The sequence below is a fragment of the Candidatus Thiodiazotropha sp. LNASS1 genome (genome assembly GCF_964212655.1).
In the GTDB taxonomy this organism is placed as follows: Bacteria; Pseudomonadota; Gammaproteobacteria; order Chromatiales; family Chromatiaceae; genus Thiodiazotropha.
On the sequence record NZ_OZ156465.1, the window covers coordinates 1,607,170 to 1,628,677 of the forward strand.

Sequence of the window (21,508 nt, forward strand, 5' to 3'; positions counted from 1 at the left end):
TCAGCCACTTTCAGCCAATAACCCTCGTACCAGATCGAGAATATGCTTTGGTGGCATACCGTAGGGCACTACCGCGGTGAGCTTTCCCTGGCGGTCAATCAGGTAGAGGTTGGCCGAATGGTCGATGCTATAGCCGCCATCCTCTCTTTCGTGTCTTTTGTAATTGACACGGTATTGCCGGGCCACCTGCGCCACTTCGTCCTCACTTCCGGTCAGCCCGACCAACCCTTTGTTGAAATAGTGGACATAGTCCCGCATCACTTCAGGGGAGTCACGCCCGGGATCCAGGGATACAAACAATCCCTGCACCCGATCCCCCTGATCATCCAGCTCATTGAGTACCGCAGCCACATTCGCCAGCTCGGTTGGGCAGATATCGGGGCAGTAGGTGTAGCCGAAGAAAAGCAGCACCAGCTTGCCCTGAAGCTGGCGCAATTCAAAGGGATTGTTGTTATGATCGGTCAGACTGAATTCGCCACCCAGCTCCTCGGTGTTGGCCCAGGTCACCGTGACCGAGAGTGCGCTGAAGATCAGTAGAAACAGCAAGTGTTTAGCGGGTATCACCATTCAGCGCACCTCCACATCTGTACCGTGCACCCAACTCGGATCACCCTTTCCCACATCACCAACAGGCGCGGCAAAGGCATCGGCCACCAGGGTGTCCACATTGCCGCCGGTGAGGGATCGCATAAAGGCGACCAGATCCTGTTTCTCAGATTCATTTAATCCCAACGGCCTGATCAAGGGATCGAGCAGCTCGTTTGCGACGCCCCCCCCGTCATAAAACTCAACGACTTCAAGCAGGGTACTGAAGGAACCGTTATGCATGTATGGTGCCGTGAGCGCTACATTGCGCAAACTGGGTGTCTTGTACTTCCAGCGGTCGTTGGGATTTTGCGTCACCTCATACAGACCCACGTCAGTGGGTGCCGGTTCGCCCACCTGTTCGATGACCGATCGATCGATCTGCAGGGTCACACCCGGCGCCACCGTCACTGGCTGCGTCTCGGGCACTATTCCCATCGATTCCCTGTACCCTATACCGGTATTGTGCAGGCCATCGTCACTGAAGAGGGCATGCTTGTCGCCTATATGGTGGCAGGCCACACATCCCGCCTTGCCGACAAAGAGCTCAAAACCCCGCTGCGCTGATGCTGAGAGTGCCTGTTTATCACCCCCATAGTACCAATAATCGAAGGGTGAGCCTGCGGAAACGAGGGCGCGTTCATAGCTGGCGATGGCCATGCCGAGCGTCTCCATACTCACTCCCCTGCCATCGAAAGCAGCCTCGAAGCTACCCTCATAGTCATCGATCTTGCGGATCTTCTCCAGAACGTAGCCGATCGATGGATTGGCCATCTCGTTCCTGGCCAGCAACGGACCCCAGACCTGCTGTTCCAGGGTCTGCTCGCGCCCGTCGTGAAACAGCATGGCGGCATAGGCCGAGTTGTAGATGGTGGGCGAGTTGCGCCGCACGCTACGCCCCTCTATGCCTACCGCCATGGCCAGCTCGTTGCTGGTGAATCCCTGCTCAGGGACATGGCACATGGCACATGAGAAAGTGTCGTTGAGCGAGAGCCTGCGGTCATAGAAAAGCTTTCTGCCGAGTTCGATCTTTTCCCGGGTTATGGAATTATTCTCCGGTACCGGTACCGGGGGCAGCCCCAGTGGCGGCTGTTCGATAAAGGTCATCAGATCCGCAGCCTGGCCTTTCCTCAACTCCAGATCGAGGGATCGAGTAACATAGCTCTCCTGCTCGTAACCCTGTTTATCATCCCCCGGTTTGGATAATTTTGAAGGCTCGGGGAGGCTCAGAGCAGCCTTTAACAACCGACCTTGATTCTCTTCCTGCATCAGCAGCGTCTTCACATCGTTGATGATCAGATCGTGATGGAGAAAATCGACACTGTAGATATTGCGTATACGCTTTTGCGGATCGATGAGGAAGACCCGCAGCACATGGCTGTAGCCCACACTTGCCTTTCCGCTGCTGTCGACCTCCCGCTGAATCACCTGATTATAGGATTGCAATATGGGTTGTAGCGCCCGATGCGAAGCGGTGGTAATGAACTGCCACTCCCCTGAACTTCCGGCATAACGAAAATTATTGGCATAGAGTTTCATCACCTCCGGCGTGTCGACTTCGGGATCGAAACTCAGACTGATCAGCTTCAGCCTGTCGGCCAACATCGCATCCCTTTTCATCGCCGATTTGATCTTATAGAAGACATGGGAAGAGAGCGGGCATCCGTTAACGTCGCTGCAAGTACTGTAGATAAACGCCAACAGGACATAGCGGTCATTGAAGAGGTCGTGCAGACGCTGCTGTTTCCCTTCGCTGTTGAGCACCAAACCATTCCCTGCCTCACCTAGCGGTGGCAGGGAATAACCGCCTATCGCCGGCAGTGTGTAGCCCAACTCACCATAGCCTGGCGCTGAATCGGATAACGGATCGGCTGACGCTGTTGAAATCAGGATGGCGGCAAGCCAGACAGATCTTATAAATAGATTATGCATAGGTGCTCCCAGACAGCGGCAACCCTGACAGAGATCTATCCGACAGGGTTGCCTCCCTCCGGATGCCTGTCAGACACCCGGAACTGCCTGTATCACTTGACGATGGACTCCAGACTGGCTACGGAGACCTCCTTTTCCTCAGGCCTGACTGCACCATAGAGGGAGTAAGCACCGAAACGCATCTGGTGGGCGCGGCCGAGTTTCTCTTTATTGAAGTCGATAGCGAATTTCTCCACCAGCTTTTTGCCGTCCCAGACATAGCTCTTGAAGAACTGTTCGTTATCCTCGCCCTTCTTATCCCAGTTGGCCAGCAGCGAAGAGGTGTAATAGATACGGGTACTGTCCCAGCTGGAGGAAGCCATATTGACCTGGCGGCCGATCTTCTTTTCATAGACCTGCTTGGGATTGTGCGGATCGGTCATGTCGAAGAGCCGGGTCTTGCCGTCCATAAAGGTGTTGACCCAGAGCCGGCTATCGTCGGAACTGATGGAGATATCCACCGGCAATGGCACCTTGGAAGGATCGCCGATATCGGCCACGGCCTTGGCCTGCCACTCGCCGTTCTCATCCTCATAGATCAGGTGCAGCTTGGAGGTGAGTGCCGTGGAGGTGATACACCAGTTATGGTTCGGCTGCCAGGCACAACGGATCTCCAGCGGCGCACCGGGTACGTCGAAGACTTTTTTCGGCTTCTTGCTGTGCAGGTCCCACAACACCACGGTGTTACCGAAGCGTTTCATCGCCTCCTTGTCCTGCAGCATCTTGCCGAAGTCCATCATGTAGTTGGACCAACCTGTGAACGAGGAAGTGAGCATGATGTTACGTCGCGGCAATACACGCACGTCATAGTTGTAGCCGTCAGCGTACTTGCCGGTCTTCTCCGCGCCGCGCAGGTTCTGATCCGTGGGCATCCAGTGGGTTGCCACATACTCTCCCTCGTTGGTGTATTCAACCAGGGCGGTGCGGCCGCCGTGGTCTTTGTTGTTGGAGAGACCGGTGATCATGATACGTCCCGGCAAGGCATAGGTAGTGTGGGGCCCGACCACGCCGCCGCTTTTCTCCACAAAATCGGTAACGACCTTGTGCAGCTTGGGCTTGGCCGGATCGCTGTGGACGTCGAAGATGAAGAGTTTGTTGGTATCGAGACCGCCTGCCCAGAGATAGTGCCGGTCATCGGTGAAGCCGGAGTGATGGGCCTCGTTGCGACCGCCTACCGACAGGCTGTGGACCACCTTGCCGTAGTTGGATGAGTTCGGATTGACGTCAATGGTCACCAGCTTGTCCTGACCGTCTCCCAATCCCTCGATGCCGAGGGTCCAGACATAGACGAAATCCTCCTGGCCGACAATCTTGGCCATGTAGGGTGACTGGCAGGTTTCATCGGCCTGCAGTGGCAGAACCGCACCGAAAAGGGTGGTCCCGAGAGCCAGGGCGGATGCCAAGGCAATGGACTTGGCGGGCTTTTTCTTGAATAGCCTCATAGTTTCAACCTCCGTTGGTATTAATTTTTACTGCTATCGTGCGTTACCTCAGCCCTCCTCCTGCAGTTGGCCTATTTTGACTGCGCGCTGCTCCGCACAGTCTGGAAATACTACTCGTTACGCTTATTTGCCGATGATCCTTCGGCATGAAAACCGTCTTTACTCTTCCAGTCCCGCTGCGGAACAGCAGGTAGAGAGGTACGCGGCTAAAAGGAAAAATAGAATGAATATTCATTCTTGTCAAATTTTTTACTATGCTGGGTATAATTGCCGACAAAATAAACCTATTAGGAACCCGCATGCCCCATCTTAAAAAAATCACCCCGGCCAACGCCCCAGTGGACTGCCGCATTCTGAGCACAGCCCTCGACCTTTTTGTCGAACGGGGTTTTCACAACGTCTCGATACACGACATCCAGAAACAGGCCAACGTCAGCATCGGCTCTATCTACAACCACTTCGGCGGTAAAGAGGGCGTTGCCAAGGCGCTCTTCTACCATCTGATCAGGGAGATGGAGGAGTTGGTGGAGGATGTCATCACCGAGGATCTGAGTTTTCGGGAGAGCTGCAACCGCATCATCTACCTGCTCTTTGAATACACCGAAACAAAGCGCAATATCATCTCCTACGTACTGCATGCCAAACACCATGAGTTTCTGCCCGATGAGCCCCCGATCTGCAGCTCCACCCCTTTCAAGACTATGCGTAACATCGTGCAGAAGGGGATAGAGTCGGGCGAGATCCGGCAAGGCGACCCCTGGGTCGTCGCCTCCAACATCTTCGGCGGCGCCATCCGCTTGATCCACCTGCGTCTGGACGGCGTGCTTAACGAGCCTCTGCCCAATCTGTACGAAGAACTGATCGACTGTATGTGGCATGGCATGATGCCGACTTCGGTGAGCGAGGTAGTGGCAATAAGACCTACGGGTTGAGCCTGAAAAATCGCCACTCGGCATTGCTCGTCGTCCATTTGGCACAATCGAATCCCTCTACTTGTGCTTTGATTGGCGCTTTGTTAGAGACAAAAGGGCCAATTGGATGAGCGTTAACTGGCTCTGGATCGTGAACGCGATAGTGCGACAGTTTGTGATCGGAAATACCCGTCATTTTTCACTCAATTAGAAAGGGACCGGAACGCCGGGGACGAGTTCCAACCCCGCCTCATACCATCCGTCACTGCCTTCCGGATACCAATAGAGATTTCTATAGCCCAGCGCATCTGCCCGCTTTACCGCGTTCCAGGACATCCAACAATCGACCACACAATAGAAGACCAACGCTCTATCCCTGTCACCCAGGGTGAGGCGTTCAAGGTTGGTTTGCATATAGGCATGCATGCGTGAATCGAGATAGCCATATCCCACATTCGGCAACCAGGTGCTTCCCGGAATATGCCATCGCTGTCTGCTCGGCAGCCAGGCGATACCGAACTCCTCCGTCTCCGGACGCAGGGTGATTGCCTGGACATCCAATAACAACGGATTCTGCCGACGTATCAATTCGACAAGCAACCTGGTATCGAGGCGTTTTCCAGCGGGCGGCATCTCGGGCAGAGGTGCGCGATAACGGGCAATGCGGTAACCCTCCGGTGAAAAGAGCGGACTATCGGTCGCAAGCGTGACGGTAGGCTGTAGCGAAAGAATGGCGCATAGGATTGTCTCGGCAAAGGTGCGCATTCTCATGCCGGGTCACTCTTGCACCACCCTGCCCCGGTCCAGCACCTTCGCCTCAATCTCCGGAAACAGATGGATGACTGAGCGTTGATACTCCTCGAGAAAGACAGCCAGTTCCATGATCGATGGGGGTGCATCAGGTTGCAGTACTTCGGCCATGCTCATCCCCTGTTCCGCAGCCTTGTTCAGACGGGTTGTCAACCATTGCAGGTAATTTCGCGTCTGAGCGATTGCCCCGCTATCCGTGACCACACTGCCGTGCCCAGGTACCAGCAGCTTGAAATCAAGCCCGGCTATCGTATCAAGTGCCTGTAACCATTGTCCTACATCGGCATGGGGGGTGGTGGGTGTACGCCCATGAAACACAACATCCGCAGCAAACAACACCCCGGTCGCATGATCGAGAATCACCAGGTCGGCATGGGAGTGACCATCAAGCTCAATCAATTCAAGACGGTGACCTCCGATCTCTACAAAACCCGGTTTAACGGTTTCGGTCGGCACCACTACCCGGGTACCCGCCATCCAGGCACCCGCCAGACGGTACATACTGTCGTTGAACAGTTCACCCTGTTCACGGATACCTTCAACGGTACCCGCCAGGGCGGCTATGGGGATATCCTCGAAGGCCTGATTACCGAGGATGTGATCCGGGTGCAGGTGAGTATTGAAGAGCTTCAGAATCGGTCGGTCGGTAATCCTGCCAATGGCTGCGCGCAACTGTTCACCATAGAAGCGGGATGGCCCGCTATCGATCACGATCACGCCATCGTCCGTCACGATAAAACCGACATTGACGATATTACCCCCGTTGCTGAAATTGAAATGTTCATTTTCACCCAGCAGCACATAGGTATCGGGTGCGATCTTAAGTGGTTTCAAGCCATAGTCCTTGGCGCCCCATACCGGTGTGAGGAAACACAGGCAGAATAGGAATATCACAATTCGCCGTGACGACATTACATTTCCGCCTCATTCATGCCAGGCAAAAACCGCGCTTTGACTGGATTACCATTATTATCCGCCCCCACTACGGTTACGGAATCACGCCTCGGCAGATCGAGTGTGAGAACGGGATTTTCAGAGACCGGTTCATGCAGGAACAGGCGGGAGAGTATCTCCCCTTTCGCATCGTGAAATTCCAGATGGTCGATATAGAATGCCGGTATACCCGGCACTAACCCGGTGTCCATGGGATGCATGACGCGCATTCGCAGGCGCGTGGAATCTTGATTTGACCAGAGTCTGCCGGCAACCTCTCCCATGCGGCTGGCCCAATCACTGTTTTCACTGCCGATACTGGGCAGAGTGCAACCACCGCCAGCCGCATCGACAATCCGTCCACCCACATGCCATCGGCCGTCACCTGCAAGCGCCGCTGCCCGGACCGGCGTGGCCTGCTGCACCTTGATGCGAAAGCCGATAATGGGCTTGGCATGAAGCGGTTCCAATTCAAGCACTTTATGGATGGGATTGAGTTCCGCGAACACCACGATCTTCGAAACCTCACCCAGTGCCGTTGCGTCCACCAGGACCGGTACATTCATCGAATCTTCCGCATCGACGGGTGCCAATACCTGAACCCTATCATCAAACACCACCGAGGCGCCGCCCAACAGGGATCGGTGCATATCCTTCCACATCGGCGAGTTCAATGGGTCGGTTTGGCCCTGTTGCGCGTAGCCTGGATTCACAAGGCAGCATAGGAAGATGCAGGAAAGAAACAACTGTTGGTCAATCGACTTCACACTATGGCTCCTTAGGATCCGACCGGTTCGATTATGATGCGGCGCAACCAATGCTTATCGGACGGTTCGTACAAGGCATCCGGATCGATGGGACGGAGATCACCCTCTTCCGGTGGAGCCTGGAGCACATTCAAATCGGTCTCTCTCAGCTCCCCGGAGAATCCATTCCGGTCGCGCTGAAATTTAAAATAGAGACCGTTCCAGGCATTGATGCCGTATTCCTGGGGGGTCTTATGCAGAAACAACATGTCATATTCCAGGTCGGTCAGATCATCATTGTCTATCTTGCGCTTGATTTCATAGGGATAAGGCAGATGGCAGATTAACTGGACCGGGTGCGGGAGACATTTGAATGGACGCATGGAGAGGAAGTGATTTTCAAACTGCGCCTCATCCCATTCGATGCGATAGCCTTGACCATTGGGGCTATCCATCAATATTAGCGTGCCAAGTTGTATCAACTCCTGTTGCTGATTTTCGGCACGTATACGATAGCGCTCATCGACGGCCTCCACCGTCCCTGCTTCTGCGATCCCAGACAGTAGAATGATAACGAACCAGCTGCGCCAACCCCGTCTGTTAATCGCGCTGACTGATGCGCCCATCAGATTCAACCCTTACCAGCCTGGTTCGGCTTGGTAATTGATAGGTGGAGCGATACTGCGTAAATATCTTACTTAATGAACTACTCTGGCGTAGCTGGGACATTGCCTGTTCCACTGCTTCAGCCAAGGCACCGTTACCCTGTTTCACCGCTGCACCCAGATCCCATCCGGAAGTACTCAAGCCAGGCATCCGTATCGGTCCCACAGCAAAATTGGCCGCCTGATCCCCCAGTGCGAACTCAATCTCACTGCGTGGACCGGCAACACCGGCAACCTCACCTTTTTTCAGGGCGTTAACCGCTTTACCGATATTCGAAAAGTGGACAACCTGATTGCGGATTTTGCCATTGTAGGCAGACAAGAGATAGAAATCCGTCAGGGTATCCAGCTCAACGCCCACCTTTTCGCGACTGAAATAGTCCAATGGATCGAGATTGGCCCCGACTCCCTTCTCAACCGCCACCACGACCTGTTCCCGGTAATAGGGCGCAACGAATATGACACGATCATTCTCTTCGGCAAACGCGGCATCATAGGGAACATGCAGCATTACATCGGCTACGCCTCCACCCAGGTAATGCCCCTTCCAAACGTTATTACGCAGGTCGTCTTCCATCGATTCGTCGGCACCCACCGCTCTGATTGCCGCCGCCACACCCAATGACTTGGCAAGTGCATGGGCGATATCCGCATCTATTCCGACAATCCTGCCCCGTTCGTCACGATAGGAAAAAGGTGGAAAGTCGTTGTATACCGCAACCTCCAGGACGCCACGCTCTCTGATGCGATCCAATGCAGTGGGTTCATCCTCGGCTGTTGCCGGACTCGCCAGCATAAGAGAGGCAACTGCAGCCGCAAAGATTAAAATGTCTTTGATCCTATACATATCACTCTCTCACTGTTATGTCTCGATGACTACTCTTCAACAGGCAGGGTCACCAGCCAGGCCCTGATCGACCAGAGCGCCTCCTGTGAAAGGATGCCCTCAAACTTCGGCATGTAGGTAATTCCGTTACGTACAGCACCGTTGCGGGCACGATACATAAACCACTCATCTCCCTCATCTTCGGGTGGCAGCAAACGCAGATCAGGGGCGATGCCACCGGAGACGGCACCCAGGCCATGACATCGCGCGCAGTTTTGATTGTAGGCGGAAGCCCCAGTCTTTACGGCATCCGCATTGTCTCTGTATGGATTAACCTCGAGCCAATCCTCACCCAACGGAGGCAGGTGCTTGGTATCAACGGCCTGAGGCGCCACATCGCCGTGCGCTAAAGCCTTACCCGCAATGATAGCCGATAATATCAGACCGAGTCCGACTTTAATTGATGTTGAGATTTGCATGTGGAGATACTCCAGGTAATCAAACAGAAAGCCCGAGAATGATCGTCATGCCTGATAACCATCCGGCAAGATTTCTCTATCGCTATTTATCTGTCAGTGTTGGATTGTAAGTTGTTTGGTCAGCACTGCTGAGCGCGGATCAGGATCGGATATCAAACACAATATCCGATCCATCACGCTAATCAGACATCAGACAACTTGAAGACCCAGAGTGATCCACCCTGGTTCAGGTATTTGACCTTCTTGGCCACATCACCACCCCACAGTGGGACTGCGCCACCCCAGCCGGAGGGTACAGCGATGTACTGCTCACCATCCTGCTCCCAGGTAACCGGACAACCGACCACACCGGAACCGGTCTGGAAATTCCACAACTCATCTCCGGTCTTGGCATCGAACGCCTTCAGGTAACCTTCCGGCGTGCCGGTAAACACCAATCCGCCGGCTGTCGTCATCACGCCACCCCATAGAGGTGCGTTGTTTTTGTATTCCCATACGATTTTTCCAGTCTTTGGATTGACCGCACGCAATGCACCGATGTAGTCATCATTGAGGGGCTTGATGGTAAATCCGGCACCCAGGTAGGCCGCGCCCTTTTTATAGGTAATGGGCTCATTCCAGAGGTCCATGCCCCACTCATTGGCCGGTACATAGAAGAGTTCGGTATCCGGACTGTAAGCCATAGGCATCCAGTTTTTCGCGCCGAGGAAAGAGGGCGCGACGAATACAACATCACCCTTTTTACCATCTTTGCTCTTGGTGGGATCACCTGGACGCACACCGGTTTCGAGTGGACGGCCGGTCTTCAGGTCAACGCCTTTCGCCCAATCGATCCTGTTGACAAATGGAAAAGCGTTTTTCAATTTACCGTTGGTACGGTCCAGGACATAGAAAAAGCCGTTCCTGTCAGCGTGACCTGCCAGCTTCTCGCCGCCGCTATTGAACGAAACGAGTTCGTTGACACCATCATAATCCCAACCGTCATTAGGCGTGTATTGATAATGCCATGCGATCTTCCCGGTATCGGGATCGATGGCCAGAGTCGATGTCGAATAGAGGTTGTCGCCAGGCCTCAGATGCGCATTCCACGGTGCGGGATTACCCGTACCGTAAAAGATCAGATCGGTTTCATGATCATAGGTACCGCCCTGCCAGGTTGCGGCGCCACCGGTTTTCCACATATCGCCGGGCCAACTGGCATTGGTCTTACCGGTGACACCATTCTCCATCTTTTTGTCACCTTTCCAGATATGACCCATATGCCCTTCGACCGACGGACGGATCCAACGCAGTTTACCGGTCTTTGCATCACGCGCCTCAACACGCCCGATGACACCAAATTCACCACCGGAGACACCTGTGATAACCATGTCCTTGACAATCAGAGGCGCTGCCGTGAAAGAGTAGCCCGCCTTATAGTCATCGATCTTGGCACGCCAGACGACCTTTCCGGTATCCTGATGGAGAGCGATAATCCGTGCATCCAAGGTTCCGAAAATCACCAGATCGTCATACAGCGCCGCACCTCGGTTGACCACGTCACAACATGGCAGGATGCCATCAGGCAGGCGGTGATCATATTGCCAAAGCTCTTGACCTGTCTTTGTGTCAATTGCATAAAGTCGGGAATATGATGCCGTGACAAACATCTTACCATCCTTGATAACCGGCTGTGCCTCCTGTCCACGCTGCTTCTCTCCACCAAATGAGAAACTCCATGCGGGTACCAGTTTCTTAACATTGCCTGTATTGATCTTCTTAAGCGGGCTGTAACGCTGGCCTTGCTGGCCCATACCCCAGCTCAGAACATCTTGTGTACTGGCTGCATCATCATCTATTTCAGCCTGTGTCGTGCGTGCATTAACCGTACCGGTAAAGGTAACAGCGGCACTGATGCTGGATATTGCAACCACTTTGAGCAAAACCCTTTTTCGATGCAGGGAAATCATCATTTCTTCTCCTCCAAGTTCAATGGATTGTTCTGTTCCCGTAACAGTTCGTTGGATACATCCCATTCCTCGTTACAGGTTTTCAGCAAGAACCAGGCCAAACATTGCGTTTAACGATTGGTTATTGATAAACGTTTATTTTTATTAAAAAAACTTAAGATACTTCGGTAGTCAAAAGAAATAATCATCGATTATGATCACCCACCCTGAGTTGTCATGTTTTGAGACAGTGGTTCAAGACTCAACACATTTGTTGTATTCGGTAGGCGATCAATTAAGAATAGATTAGGTTCAGAACAGCACCTAGTTGTTACTGATGTTCACTTGAGAAAGTGCATGATACGCCTCGCCAAGCCGGCATGGATCATCCATGAGCCTTTTTTTCCATTCTTTAAGTGGAGTATGCGCATGAATCAACCTGGGTAATTGCTGCAGGCACTCGGCATTCCCGATGCAAGATCCGCCGACAAGTTTATCCTCACTAAACTGAAGGTTAAGATATGTGTAGTTACCGGACAGGGAATAGGTGACACTCTCCCCGCCCTCAACACCGTTCCAGGCACCGAAGGAACTGGATACCAACCCCAGCGTATCAAGCACATTCATGGTGATGCTTCCTGAATATCTGGCTTTAAATCCACACATGTTTGCAGCTGCTATGCGCCCATGTTCACTGGCGGTTAGTTGCACAGCCTGCACTCTTCGACCGCCGGTGGAAAAACCAAGACCTTGACAGGCATCGCCAGCAGCAAAGACATTCGGCATATTGGTATTGAGACGCTCATCCACTAATACACCATGATCAAATGCAATCTCCGATCCTTCGAGAAATTTTGTATTGATCTTGGTACCTGTTGTAAAAATCACCATGTCTGCATTGAGACTATCACCATTGTCCAATAAAACACTGAGATGCGAACCCGATCCCGCATTACCACTGGTTACGCTTCTTCTTTCAATCGCCTCGATATCAACACATGTTTTCACCTCGATGCCTTTCTTATCACACCACGATTGGATTAAACGACTTGATTCATCGTTCATTAAATGAGGGAGGATACGGTTTCCCTTTTCAATCACATCGATGTGCGCGCCGGTACGTGCTAGCGCATCGATAATAACGAAGCCGATAAAACCTCCGCCAACCACAATCAATCGACTGTTGATGCCTAGATTACACACAATCTTTCTTGCATCCTCGAGAGTCCAACAGTTCACAACACCAGGAAGCTCTTTACCGGGAATCGCCGGCTTTTCAGGCCGACAGCCGGTGGCAATCAACAAACGGTCATATTCCAGGCGCGTGCCATCCGCCAGATTCACCGAATCGTTACGACTATCCACCTTGACAACACATCCCCTGCGAACGTCAATGGACTGGGAGGCGAAATAGTCCTGCCCGCATCTGAGATAGGTATCCTTTTCAGCAATAGTACCTTGCAGAAACCGCGGTATCGCAAGGCGTGAATAGGGTCTTTCAGATTCATTACTGACTAATGTGACAGTACTGGATTTATCGAACTTTCTGATTGATTCGGCTGCAACCACACCTGCCGGGCCTGCACCGATAATCACATGCTGCATAGTGTCTCTCTCCACTCCCTGTATGTTGAACATTGGGGGATCCGCGCAGATCCTGGCTGTTCAACAACTGCTCCGAACCCTTCCCGGACCGGGCATGAAGCCTCTGTTCCAGGTATTCCCGTTGTGTCTGAAATGTTCAAAATTCGAGGAACTCCCCACATACAATCATCCACCTGAACCTGCGTCAACAACCCGGAATCCAGCCATCTCGTTCATTCAAACCAGGTCTGTTTCCGAACCCTCTGCAGTGTCTCGATCGAGAAATGCATATCTGAATTAAGCGCTCGCAAAAAACGCGCCATCATGTTGGTACAGAAATTGATGTTATTTAATATCGATATCGGCTGATACCCATGCTGTTGCAGTTGTACAGCGTCTGAATGGTCTCAAAAGGCCTGGATGTCTTAGGCGGTCAAATCGCAGCCCGCAGGCGACAGGCAAATATGTAGACGAATATTATCTACTTGAAATCCGGGGTATTTTATCGATTCAACAAGCTGGCGGATTTGAGCTGTAAGCCGATCTTTTTACTTGTAAATCACGCTTACGGCTTATGGGAGCGGTAAAACAGGCCTGACTGCCTGGCACATTTTTAAACAGTCCACTGTATCGTTTCTGAACAGTTCGCATATAAAAATGGCTGAATAGAGACTACAGTTTGTTGTTGTAAATAATAATTAAAGCAGACTCACTGCAACTTTGACCGGATGGAGTGGCAATGACCCATAATCAGAAGTTTCGGCAACATGCCGAACGAATCTCTTCTGTGGCTTCATTGAATGATGGAGTTGAGTTTCTCGGTATTGAACGTGAGATTATCAGATCCTGGCAGCGTTGTCTGAGCGATGATCACCTTGACCCGTTCAAGCCGCGCAGTCCCAATGTTCTCGAACCGCAATCACTGCATGAACTCAGATCCCGTTTCGAAGCCTTCATCAGATTATCCGAACCCGAACTGGCCAACTTGGCGTCGGCCCTGTCCGGTAGCGGGTATGCGGTTATCCTGACCGATAACAAGGGTCTCATACTCCACCATCAAGTCGAGGACAACCTGACTGACGAGTTCAGAAAGGCCGGCCTGTGGCAAGGCGCGGATTGGGGAGAAGAACATGTCGGCACCAATGGAATAGGTACTTGTATATCGGAAATGCGGCCTGTCACTGTACATCGGGATGAACATTTTCTCAGACAGAATATCGACCTCTCATGCTCGGCTTCACCGATACTCGATCCTCACGGCAATCTACTCACTGTGCTGGACGCCTCCTGTTGCGGAACTGAAGACTCCCGTGCCTCTCAGATTCATACGCGCGCATTGGTGGTCAGTTATGCACGATTGATCGAGGGCCGTTATTTTCTCCGCGAATTCCGCAACCAGCGGGTATTGCGCTTCCACAGTCGTGTCGAATGTGTTGCTCTGCCCAATGAAGCGATGCTGGCCCTCAGCGAGGACAACCGCATACTTGCAGCCAACATCGTTGCGCTGCAGCTGTTGGGTATTCAGGACCGAAACATGCTGGTTGGCATGAGCCTCTCCGACCTTGTGGGTAATGATCTCGACAGTCTGCTCTTCGCTTCCAAGTCTAATGAGGGTACTGTACTACCGTTCCGCCATCAGGAGAGCGGTGCGCGCTTTTTCGGCTTTATTTACAAGTACAAGGAACCTGCACCACTACGCGGTCTTACGATTAAGCCCGCTACCCAGAGCCCGGATGAGTGTCGCGGTGAACTCTGCAACCTGAACAAGCTTGCCGGTGAAGACCCTCAGATGCTTGAAGCGGCCAAACGCGCTCTACGGGTTGTTGATAAGCGCATCCCTATTCTATTGCAGGGAGAAACCGGAACCGGTAAGGATCTCTTCTCTCAAGCAATGCATAAGGCAAGCAAACGCAAGGATAAACCCTTCGTTGCCTTAAACTGCGCCTCGATCCCGGAATCGCTCATCGAAAGTGAACTGTTCGGTTACAAGCATGGCGCTTTTACCGGTGCACGCAAGGAAGGACGCCGCGGAAAGCTGATAGAGTCAAGCGGTGGAACTCTTTTCCTGGATGAAATTGGCGATATGCCGCTCAACATGCAATCAAGACTGCTGCGGGTGCTCGAGACTGAGGAAGTGGTCCCTCTTGGTGCGGAACAACTCATCAAGGTTGATCTCAATATCGTGGCTGCGACTCATCGCGATCTTATACAACTGATCAATGAAGGCGCTTTTCGCGAGGATCTCTACTATCGGCTCAACGGCATTACACTCTACTTACCGCCCCTCAGAGAGCGCCAGGATCTGCGCAATATCATTCTCAAAGTCCTTGAAGCGGAAAACGACACCGGTAAAAAGCTGCAAATCACACCGGAAGCCATTTCGCATCTATTGAAATACCCCTGGCCAGGCAATCTGCGTCAACTGCGCAATGTTATAAGAACAGCTGTTGCCTTATGTGATGGAGATGTCATCGATGTTTCCCATATCAATCTGCCAACCCTGGTTGGGCGCAACCAGAATCATGCCCATGCCTGTTCCCAGGACAGCATCGCTTCCACGCCGAAAAACGAAGACCTGCCCCCTGTAGATGCGGTCTCGGATAATCCCCTCAGGTCTGCTGAGCATACGGTTATTCTGAATGCGTTGAAAACCTACAACTGGAATATAACACGCACTGCAGAAGCACTTGACATGAGCAGAAACACGCTCTATCGCAAGATACAGAAGCACAACATTAAGCAAGACAATTAGGATATGATCAGGTTAAGCCTGCATGCCGCGTCTTCGAACCGGCACTCGTGCAGCAGCAATTAATTGTCGGCGCTGCACTCTTTATTGATCTGGCACCAAAATAGGCAGTTCGATCTTCTTCAATATACAAGCCACACCGAACATCAAGAAAAATTTGCGCTTATTTGCGGGGCATAGCGTTCATGTGCGGCTTACGCTTGTTCGACTTGATCTACAGCAACACCGGACAGAATCCCTGGTTGACGTTTCAGCAGGGCTTTAGCCAGATTATCCGAGTCGCGTTCAACAGTGGGATCGATACGTGACGGTTGCAACGCTTCCTGATGGATAATACTGGCCGGTCCCTTTGACAGGAAAAGTACTCGGTCAGCCAGTTCCAGCGCCTCATTGAGATTGTGCGTCACGAGTATCACCGCACTGGAGTGATCACGCCAGAGATCGAGCACCATCTCCCGTAGCGATGCCGCGGTGGGTGCATCCAGTGACGAAAAGGGTTCATCCAACAGCAATATATCCGGTTTTATGGCCATCGCTCTCGCAAGCGCCACGCGCCTCTGCATGCCGCCTGAGAGTTGGCCCGGAAATGCATCTGCCCTTTCGTTGAGCTCGACCAAATGCAACAGGTGATCAACCCATGAACTATCCTTTTTGGCGTCGTGCATGACCAGTTCGACGTTTTCTCTTACCGTCAGCCAGGGCATCAAACGGGGATCCTGAAAAACGTAACTGACACACCCGGGACCGCCATCCACCCACTCCAGGCTGCCATCAAAGTTACCATCCAGACCGCTGAGTATATTCAACAGGGTGCTCTTTCCAGCGCCTGAAGGACCCACCAGGCTGATAAAAGCGTCGGTTACAATCTCGAACTCGAGATTCTTAATCACCGACATCTCGCCAAATGATTTGTGGTTTATTCTCACTCGGCAACCGTTCACGATCGCCACCGACTTAAATAGTTCTCCAAGGGACGCATCAGCAGCGACTCGATACTATAGATCACCAAGACAAATGCCAGTGTATAGGCAAGGATGCTTGTGATGTCGAAAAACTGAAAAAATGTACTTAGCTGAAAACCAACGCCATCACTGCGTCCAAGCAGCTCGACCACCAGTACGATCTTCCATATCAAGGAAAGGCCGGAACGGGCGGCTGTTATAAGGTAGGGATAGAGTTGCGGCATGTAGATACGAAACAGTGATCGTAGAAGAGGCACTCGAAACACCTCGCCTACCTGAAGCAATTGGTGGTCAATCGCCCGTACGCCTTCGCGCACGGTCACCGCCACCAAAGGCATTTTATTGATTGCAACCGCAGCTACTGCCGCAGCTTCGACCAGCCCGAACCAGACATAGCAGAGAATGATGATGACCAGGGCCGGTATGTTTAATCCCATGATCAAGACACCATCCAGAATCGTATCGACCAGGGGATAACGCCCCATCAGAAATCCCACCACGATCCCCGCCAACATGGCCAGGGTAAAGGCCAGCACAACGCGTCGCAGTGTGACAATAATACTGATCAGCAGATCACCTTCGGTCAGGTGATACCAGAGTGACTGCATGACCTCCCATGGACCTGGCAGCTGATCACTCTCAAGCAAATGCGCAGCGATCTGCCAGATAAGAAGGAAAACAGAGAGAAAAAGCCACCTTCCCCAGTTACTGCCTTGCAACATTGTTTTTGATCAACTCCTCGCTGTCCAGAACCTGCCAGAAGGTTCCGTCCTGTATCTGCATCGCCTCACCGACCAGTTTTTTCCCCCCTTCCCTGGCCAACATTTCAAATACTCGGGATGCAACGTTCATTCCATTTTTCTTCAAACCATGAGGTATGCCTTTTCTGTAACCTTCTTTCAGATTATTGAGTGTGGTTGTATCCTTTGCCTTGGTCAATGGCGCGACAATCTCCCACTCCTCATCACTTTCGCCCAATATCCGTTTCGCGGCATAAGAGGCATTTAACAACCCCTCAATCAAATGCTGATGTTTCTCCGCCCATTGGGACGAGAAAACCCAACCCAGCATGGGAACGGGTTCCACGATACCCAAACCATCAAGCATCGATCTGACATCGACCAGCGGTAACATACCTGCAGCCTCAAGGCGTGCACCGTAATGCCAGAAATTCAATACGGCGGACAGATCACCCTTGAGCATCAGTTGATTAAGTAGCGGTGGTGCGGCAAAAGCGGGTTCGACAGAAGTGGATATATCCAACCCCCGGTTACGACTATAGGCTTGCAACAACAGCCAGCTTTTATCGACCGGACCTCCGGCAACACCCAGTTTACGGTTCTTTAAATCCGATATCTGCCGTATACCGGAATCGGGGCGAACATACAATCCGCCGACTGTGAGTGAGTATGGGAAGAAGGTATAGTCTTTTCCTGCCGCTCTCTGTCTGTTGACCCATATCCAATCACTGACAATTACATCGACTGCACCTCCCTGCAAGGCAACGCTGTTCGCATTCTTGGAACTCAATGGGACGATCTTGATAGCAAAGCCGTTTTTATTATCAAGTTGATGGCGGATTACTACATCCATTTCCCAATTCACTGTGCCAAACTGAAGCACGCCAACCCGCAACTGCTCCACAGCCATTACAGGGAAGCAAACAATGAGGAAAAGCAAGTAAGTTATGATTCTAAACATGTGCCTCTCTTTCAGGATAACTGTTAGCGGGGGAGCATATTCATAGCAAGTGAGAATTGTGCAGTTCGCCAAGAGAATAACAGACTGGGCTGGACAGACAAACTTCTAGCAATATATATCAATTTACCAAAATAGTGACAGACTATATGTTGTATATTTTCGATTGCCATGGGGATCAATCCAGTGCTCAACATTTCTGCTGTGTGTTTATATCGAATCCCTGTTCAGCGAAATATGATCGGGAATACAATTGCTTCGACAAATTGAAATGTAAAAGCTTCCCCTACCATGAAAAACGTGTATCTACTCCAGGGAAGCGATTTGGCAATGCAGCGACACCAAATACCCACAATGTGACATGCAGCATTCCAGTGTAGGGTCCTGCACTGGTATTTCACATTTGGATGATACGGCTCAGTGACATCAAGAAAACATCTTGTTGGCAATATCAATATCAAAGCATATTGCAACAATTTAGGAAGATTACTGTCTACACAAATCCATCATAGTTCTTTCAGCTGTCCCACATTAGCACAGCTGATCCTCGGTTATTGTCTTAAAAGAGGGACAGTGCGTCACATATAATTTTTGCCGCATCGTTCCACTCTCCTCCTATCTTACTGTTATTCCTATCAATAATCATAGTGGCATAGTGATTGCAAAATTGCCCGAATAGAGTGCTGTGTAATTGTTTTGATGCAAATAACGATTCTAGTCGTAACGACGATTGCGGCCTTCAGCGGCCGTCAAATTAAACGAAAGAGAGGAGCCCAACTCGATATGAACACATCCAAACTCGTAATGACAATGCTGGGAGGAGCTTGTCTGGCCGGCGCCAGCACTGCCCAGGCAGTCAACTGGCAGGCCGGTGACTGGACATTAGGACTGGGAGGCAATATCAACGCCTTTTATACAGTGACATCATGCGACACCGGCGATCTTAATTCGGGGGGTACGACACTGGCCGGACTCGCTTGCGGCTCAACGGATGACGACGCACACTCTGTATCAAATGGGTTGCTGCCTGCCTCACTCAATTTCAGCGCTACAACCAACCAAAACGGTTATGACCTGGCCGCCCATGTCAATGTCTACTACGGTATTGCATCTCAAGGCGGCGGTTCGAGTGATGCTTTGGCTTTTTCCACAGTCGATGCCCGTCAAGTCTATCTGACATTTGGCAATGACAGTATGGGCACAGTGCTGATGGGACGTAATTTCGGTCTGTTCGGCCTGGACGCGATTCTGAATGATATCAGCCTCGTCGGCAGCGGCCCGACCTTTACCGCCGACAATCCCGGGCATACCACCCTGGGCGGTCTCGGCTATGGCTATGTCTATGTTGATCGTCTGGCGCAAATCAACTGGACAACGCCGGCTATGGGTGGTTTCTCCGCCACCATCGGTATCTTCAATCCTATGAACGGTAATGCGAACGGCAGCACCTCACAGGGACAAGACTCACCCGGCATACATGGTAAGGCCAGCTATAAATGGGATGGTGATATCAACGGCCTTGTCTCCGCAACCTTCATTACACAGGATGTCGATCTGGCGGGTGGCTCTGAAAGTACAATGAGAGGCTGGGATCTGTTCGGTAAACTTGGTTTCGGTGATCTGGGACTCACAGCCTATGTCTACGATGGCGAAGGCATGTCCAGCCTGGCCCTTGGCGGTTTGGTGCTACCCGGTTTCGATGCCGCAACAGGCGATGCTGAAGAAACCAGCGGCTACTATCTGCAAGGCACCTACAAGATTGGCAACACAAAACTCGGCATAAACTGGAGCGAAAGCGAGCAGGAAAAAATTACTGAGGTTGAGAATACCCGAATCACATTGGGTGTCTACCATAATCTGACACCGGCGTTAACGTTGATGGCGGAGTATTCCGATATGGAGAGTGAAACTTCAGTCGGCTCTGATGACACAAATGCCCTGAACGTGGGAGCGATCCTATTCTTCTGATTGTTATCTTCGCCCATATTAGAACAATAACTTATCTCTGAGTTGATGGGAATTGACAGGCCGGGTGACTTATCCCGGCCTTTTCTTTATCATTATTCGATATATAAGGGTGAGACATATGATCAAGCGCGGTATGTCAAGGCTAAAGATCTCTATTGCAACCTTCGCACTGATCTTTTTCGGACAGTCAGAGGCCGCTCTTTTTTTCAGTTCCAGTCTGACGGAAATCTATTCGGTTGCTGCTGAAAATGAGACTCGCAACGCACACCCGGTTCATGGCGTGGATCAGCTCTCACTGGCAAAACTGTTTGCCTCCATCCGGATCGAATCGGCTGCGGAAGATGCAACCATCTATCTGATGAGTGAACTGAATGCAGAGCGCTTGGCTGATCAGGTCTTGTTGTCACTGAAACGCCTGCGTGCCGATCAGGACATGCATCTGGTCATCTATCGCACGGTGGGCGGATCGATATCCAGTAAACGGTACTCGACAGGCATCCGTGTTTTTGTCGATGCTTCCGGCCTGAATCTGATATTCGGCCAACTGGATACATTCCAGGATGACTTTCGGGGACCAGACAGAAAAATCGCGCCTGCCGGCTCACGCAACGCAATTCGCCTTAAAGGCGGCTCAATCATTTCCGCTGATTGGTTCAGGTTTAAGGATGGTCGAACGGATTGGATGATCTATCCTCTGCCGAAGCAACCCAAATTGAGGCTTCGTATGTGATGATCCAATCACGATCAGGATAGAATATCCTCCAGCTCAAGTTTGGTATACCCCGCCTCGTCACCGAAAGCGTCTCTCAGGTCCTGGTCTGCCAATGCTCTTGCCGTCTCCTTGTCCCGACCGTCCTCCATATAGTACTCGTATCTGTTACGCAGAAAACCGTGTTGCTTCCATGCCTCTTTTTGTATGACGCCGATTCGGGTCGACTGTTGGGCTCGCAGTAATCTGGCGGCGCCACCCTTTCCTTTCGGTTTCTTCTCTTTTTTACCTTTTTTCCCGCTTTTGCTCTCTGCTTTTTTCAAACGTTTTTGCAATCGGCCAATGACATCATCGCGCTCTTCGAGTTCAGCTTTGAGCTTCTGAATTTTTTGCGTTAACGTCTGAATTGCAGAATCATCCGAGACAATATCGGCAGGTTTCAGTTTTCCCTTGCCTTGCTTGAGTTTTTTCTTCAGCTTCTTATCTTTTTTTTTCGTCATAAAACACTTCCACACTCAGAATGAGTTCAAAACAATATCTAG

Annotated in this window: 19 protein-coding genes; 4 read left to right on the forward strand and 15 right to left on the reverse strand. The window is 51.6% G+C overall.

The features are described 5' to 3' along the window. The 3 genes from AB8516_RS06950 to AB8516_RS06960 form a co-directional block, all read right to left on the reverse strand. Complete coding sequence (locus AB8516_RS06950) at nucleotides 1-567, reverse strand: SCO family protein (RefSeq protein WP_369159329.1); 567 nt, start codon at nucleotides 565-567, stop codon at nucleotides 1-3. Then, nucleotides 568-2,517 (reverse strand): cytochrome c peroxidase, encoded by a 1,950-nt coding sequence (locus AB8516_RS06955; protein WP_369159331.1) that lies wholly within the window; start codon nucleotides 2,515-2,517, stop codon nucleotides 568-570. Nucleotides 2,518-2,609: 92 nt separating this feature from the next. Next, on the reverse strand, nucleotides 2,610-3,998 hold the full coding sequence (locus AB8516_RS06960) for a selenium-binding protein SBP56-related protein (protein ID WP_369159333.1): 1,389 nt from the start codon (nucleotides 3,996-3,998) through the stop codon (nucleotides 2,610-2,612). A gap of 299 nt (nucleotides 3,999-4,297) precedes the next feature. On the opposite strand from AB8516_RS06960, the gene AB8516_RS06965 reads away from it, so the two are divergent. Further along, a complete protein-coding gene (locus AB8516_RS06965) occupies nucleotides 4,298-4,930 on the forward strand; it encodes a TetR/AcrR family transcriptional regulator (protein WP_369159335.1) in 633 nt (210 codons plus the stop codon). Nucleotides 4,931-5,116: 186 nt separating this feature from the next. Here the strand turns inward: AB8516_RS06965 and AB8516_RS06970 are convergent, their stop codons facing one another. The 8 genes from AB8516_RS06970 to AB8516_RS07005 form a co-directional block, all read right to left on the reverse strand. Further along, nucleotides 5,117-5,680 (reverse strand): rhodanese-like domain-containing protein, encoded by a 564-nt coding sequence (locus AB8516_RS06970; protein WP_369159337.1) that lies wholly within the window; start codon nucleotides 5,678-5,680, stop codon nucleotides 5,117-5,119. Nucleotides 5,681-5,686: 6 nt separating this feature from the next. Beyond that, the gene (locus AB8516_RS06975) at nucleotides 5,687-6,631 is read right to left on the reverse strand and encodes a quinoprotein relay system zinc metallohydrolase 1 (protein WP_369159339.1); all 945 of its coding nucleotides are present in this window, start codon (nucleotides 6,629-6,631) and stop codon (nucleotides 5,687-5,689) included. Beyond that, on the reverse strand, nucleotides 6,631-7,419 hold the full coding sequence (locus tag AB8516_RS06980) for a quinoprotein dehydrogenase-associated SoxYZ-like carrier (RefSeq protein WP_369159341.1): 789 nt from the start codon (nucleotides 7,417-7,419) through the stop codon (nucleotides 6,631-6,633). The genes AB8516_RS06975 and AB8516_RS06980 overlap by 1 nt, the downstream gene beginning before the upstream one ends. 11 nt (nucleotides 7,420-7,430) lie before the next feature. Continuing rightward, complete coding sequence (locus tag AB8516_RS06985; RefSeq protein WP_369159343.1) at nucleotides 7,431-8,024, reverse strand: hypothetical protein; 594 nt, start codon at nucleotides 8,022-8,024, stop codon at nucleotides 7,431-7,433. Continuing rightward, on the reverse strand, nucleotides 7,999-8,910 hold the full coding sequence (locus tag AB8516_RS06990; RefSeq protein WP_369159345.1) for a substrate-binding periplasmic protein: 912 nt from the start codon (nucleotides 8,908-8,910) through the stop codon (nucleotides 7,999-8,001). Before AB8516_RS06990 ends, AB8516_RS06985 begins: the two co-directional genes overlap by 26 nt. A 29-nt stretch (nucleotides 8,911-8,939) precedes the next feature. Further along, a complete protein-coding gene (pedF, locus tag AB8516_RS06995) occupies nucleotides 8,940-9,368 on the reverse strand; it encodes a cytochrome c-550 PedF (protein WP_369159347.1) in 429 nt (142 codons plus the stop codon). A 182-nt stretch (nucleotides 9,369-9,550) separates the two neighbouring features. Continuing rightward, nucleotides 9,551-11,320, reverse strand: coding sequence for a methanol/ethanol family PQQ-dependent dehydrogenase (locus AB8516_RS07000; RefSeq protein ID WP_369159349.1), 1,770 nt, complete (start codon nucleotides 11,318-11,320; stop codon nucleotides 9,551-9,553). Between the two features lie 300 nt (nucleotides 11,321-11,620). Then, complete coding sequence (locus tag AB8516_RS07005; protein WP_369159351.1) at nucleotides 11,621-12,901, reverse strand: NAD(P)/FAD-dependent oxidoreductase; 1,281 nt, start codon at nucleotides 12,899-12,901, stop codon at nucleotides 11,621-11,623. A 718-nt stretch (nucleotides 12,902-13,619) separates the two neighbouring features. Between AB8516_RS07005 and AB8516_RS07010 the strand changes: the two genes are divergently transcribed. After that, nucleotides 13,620-15,632, forward strand: a complete 2,013-nt coding sequence (locus AB8516_RS07010) for a sigma-54-dependent Fis family transcriptional regulator (protein ID WP_369159353.1) — start codon at nucleotides 13,620-13,622, stop codon at nucleotides 15,630-15,632. 191 nt (nucleotides 15,633-15,823) lie between these two features. Here AB8516_RS07010 and AB8516_RS07015 read toward each other — a convergent pair whose 3' ends face one another. From AB8516_RS07015 to AB8516_RS07025, 3 genes are read right to left on the reverse strand one after another with little or no spacing between them, the layout of a single operon-like run. Then, complete coding sequence (locus tag AB8516_RS07015) at nucleotides 15,824-16,519, reverse strand: ABC transporter ATP-binding protein (protein WP_369159355.1); 696 nt, start codon at nucleotides 16,517-16,519, stop codon at nucleotides 15,824-15,826. 47 nt (nucleotides 16,520-16,566) lie between these two features. Next, nucleotides 16,567-17,313 carry an ABC transporter permease gene (locus AB8516_RS07020; protein WP_108289994.1) on the reverse strand — a complete coding sequence of 249 codons (747 nt, stop codon included), beginning with the start codon at nucleotides 17,311-17,313 and terminating at the stop codon, nucleotides 16,567-16,569. Beyond that, a complete protein-coding gene (locus AB8516_RS07025) occupies nucleotides 17,297-18,292 on the reverse strand; it encodes an ABC transporter substrate-binding protein (RefSeq protein ID WP_369159358.1) in 996 nt (331 codons plus the stop codon). The genes AB8516_RS07020 and AB8516_RS07025 overlap by 17 nt, the downstream gene beginning before the upstream one ends. A 780-nt stretch (nucleotides 18,293-19,072) precedes the next feature. On the opposite strand from AB8516_RS07025, the gene AB8516_RS07030 reads away from it, so the two are divergent. Together AB8516_RS07030 and AB8516_RS07035 are read left to right on the forward strand one after the other, a co-directional pair. After that, entirely contained in the window at nucleotides 19,073-20,257 is a 1,185-nt protein-coding gene (locus AB8516_RS07030) for a porin (protein ID WP_369159360.1), read from the forward strand. Nucleotides 20,258-20,390: 133 nt separating this feature from the next. Next, nucleotides 20,391-20,987, forward strand: a complete 597-nt coding sequence (locus tag AB8516_RS07035; RefSeq protein ID WP_369159362.1) for a hypothetical protein — start codon at nucleotides 20,391-20,393, stop codon at nucleotides 20,985-20,987. Nucleotides 20,988-21,001: 14 nt separating this feature from the next. On the opposite strand, the gene AB8516_RS07040 is transcribed toward AB8516_RS07035, so the two are convergent. After that, a complete protein-coding gene (locus tag AB8516_RS07040) occupies nucleotides 21,002-21,466 on the reverse strand; it encodes a hypothetical protein (protein WP_369159364.1) in 465 nt (154 codons plus the stop codon). Nucleotides 21,467-21,508: the final 42 nt, after the last annotated feature.

Excerpts from the sequence above, each read along its gene's own strand:
- AB8516_RS06950 (WP_369159329.1), bottom strand. The coding sequence starts at position 567 with ATGGTGATACCCGCTAAACACTTGCTGTTTCTACTGATCTTCAGCGCA.
- AB8516_RS06955 (WP_369159331.1), bottom strand. The coding sequence starts at position 2,517 with ATGCATAATCTATTTATAAGATCTGTCTGGCTTGCCGCCATCCTGATT.
- AB8516_RS06960 (WP_369159333.1), bottom strand. The coding sequence starts at position 3,998 with ATGAGGCTATTCAAGAAAAAGCCCGCCAAGTCCATTGCCTTGGCATCC.
- AB8516_RS06965 (WP_369159335.1), top strand. The coding sequence starts at position 4,298 with ATGCCCCATCTTAAAAAAATCACCCCGGCCAACGCCCCAGTGGACTGC.
- AB8516_RS06970 (WP_369159337.1), bottom strand. The coding sequence starts at position 5,680 with ATGAGAATGCGCACCTTTGCCGAGACAATCCTATGCGCCATTCTTTCG.
- AB8516_RS06975 (WP_369159339.1), bottom strand. The coding sequence starts at position 6,631 with ATGTCGTCACGGCGAATTGTGATATTCCTATTCTGCCTGTGTTTCCTC.
- AB8516_RS06985 (WP_369159343.1), bottom strand. The coding sequence starts at position 8,024 with ATGGGCGCATCAGTCAGCGCGATTAACAGACGGGGTTGGCGCAGCTGG.
- AB8516_RS06990 (WP_369159345.1), bottom strand. The coding sequence starts at position 8,910 with ATGTATAGGATCAAAGACATTTTAATCTTTGCGGCTGCAGTTGCCTCT.
- pedF (WP_369159347.1), bottom strand. The coding sequence starts at position 9,368 with ATGCAAATCTCAACATCAATTAAAGTCGGACTCGGTCTGATATTATCG.
- AB8516_RS07000 (WP_369159349.1), bottom strand. The coding sequence starts at position 11,320 with ATGATGATTTCCCTGCATCGAAAAAGGGTTTTGCTCAAAGTGGTTGCA.
- AB8516_RS07005 (WP_369159351.1), bottom strand. The coding sequence starts at position 12,901 with ATGCAGCATGTGATTATCGGTGCAGGCCCGGCAGGTGTGGTTGCAGCC.
- AB8516_RS07010 (WP_369159353.1), top strand. The coding sequence starts at position 13,620 with ATGACCCATAATCAGAAGTTTCGGCAACATGCCGAACGAATCTCTTCT.
- AB8516_RS07020 (WP_108289994.1), bottom strand. The coding sequence starts at position 17,313 with ATGTTGCAAGGCAGTAACTGGGGAAGGTGGCTTTTTCTCTCTGTTTTC.
- AB8516_RS07025 (WP_369159358.1), bottom strand. The coding sequence starts at position 18,292 with ATGTTTAGAATCATAACTTACTTGCTTTTCCTCATTGTTTGCTTCCCT.
- AB8516_RS07030 (WP_369159360.1), top strand. The coding sequence starts at position 19,073 with ATGAACACATCCAAACTCGTAATGACAATGCTGGGAGGAGCTTGTCTG.
- AB8516_RS07035 (WP_369159362.1), top strand. The coding sequence starts at position 20,391 with ATGTCAAGGCTAAAGATCTCTATTGCAACCTTCGCACTGATCTTTTTC.
- AB8516_RS07040 (WP_369159364.1), bottom strand. The coding sequence starts at position 21,466 with ATGACGAAAAAAAAAGATAAGAAGCTGAAGAAAAAACTCAAGCAAGGC.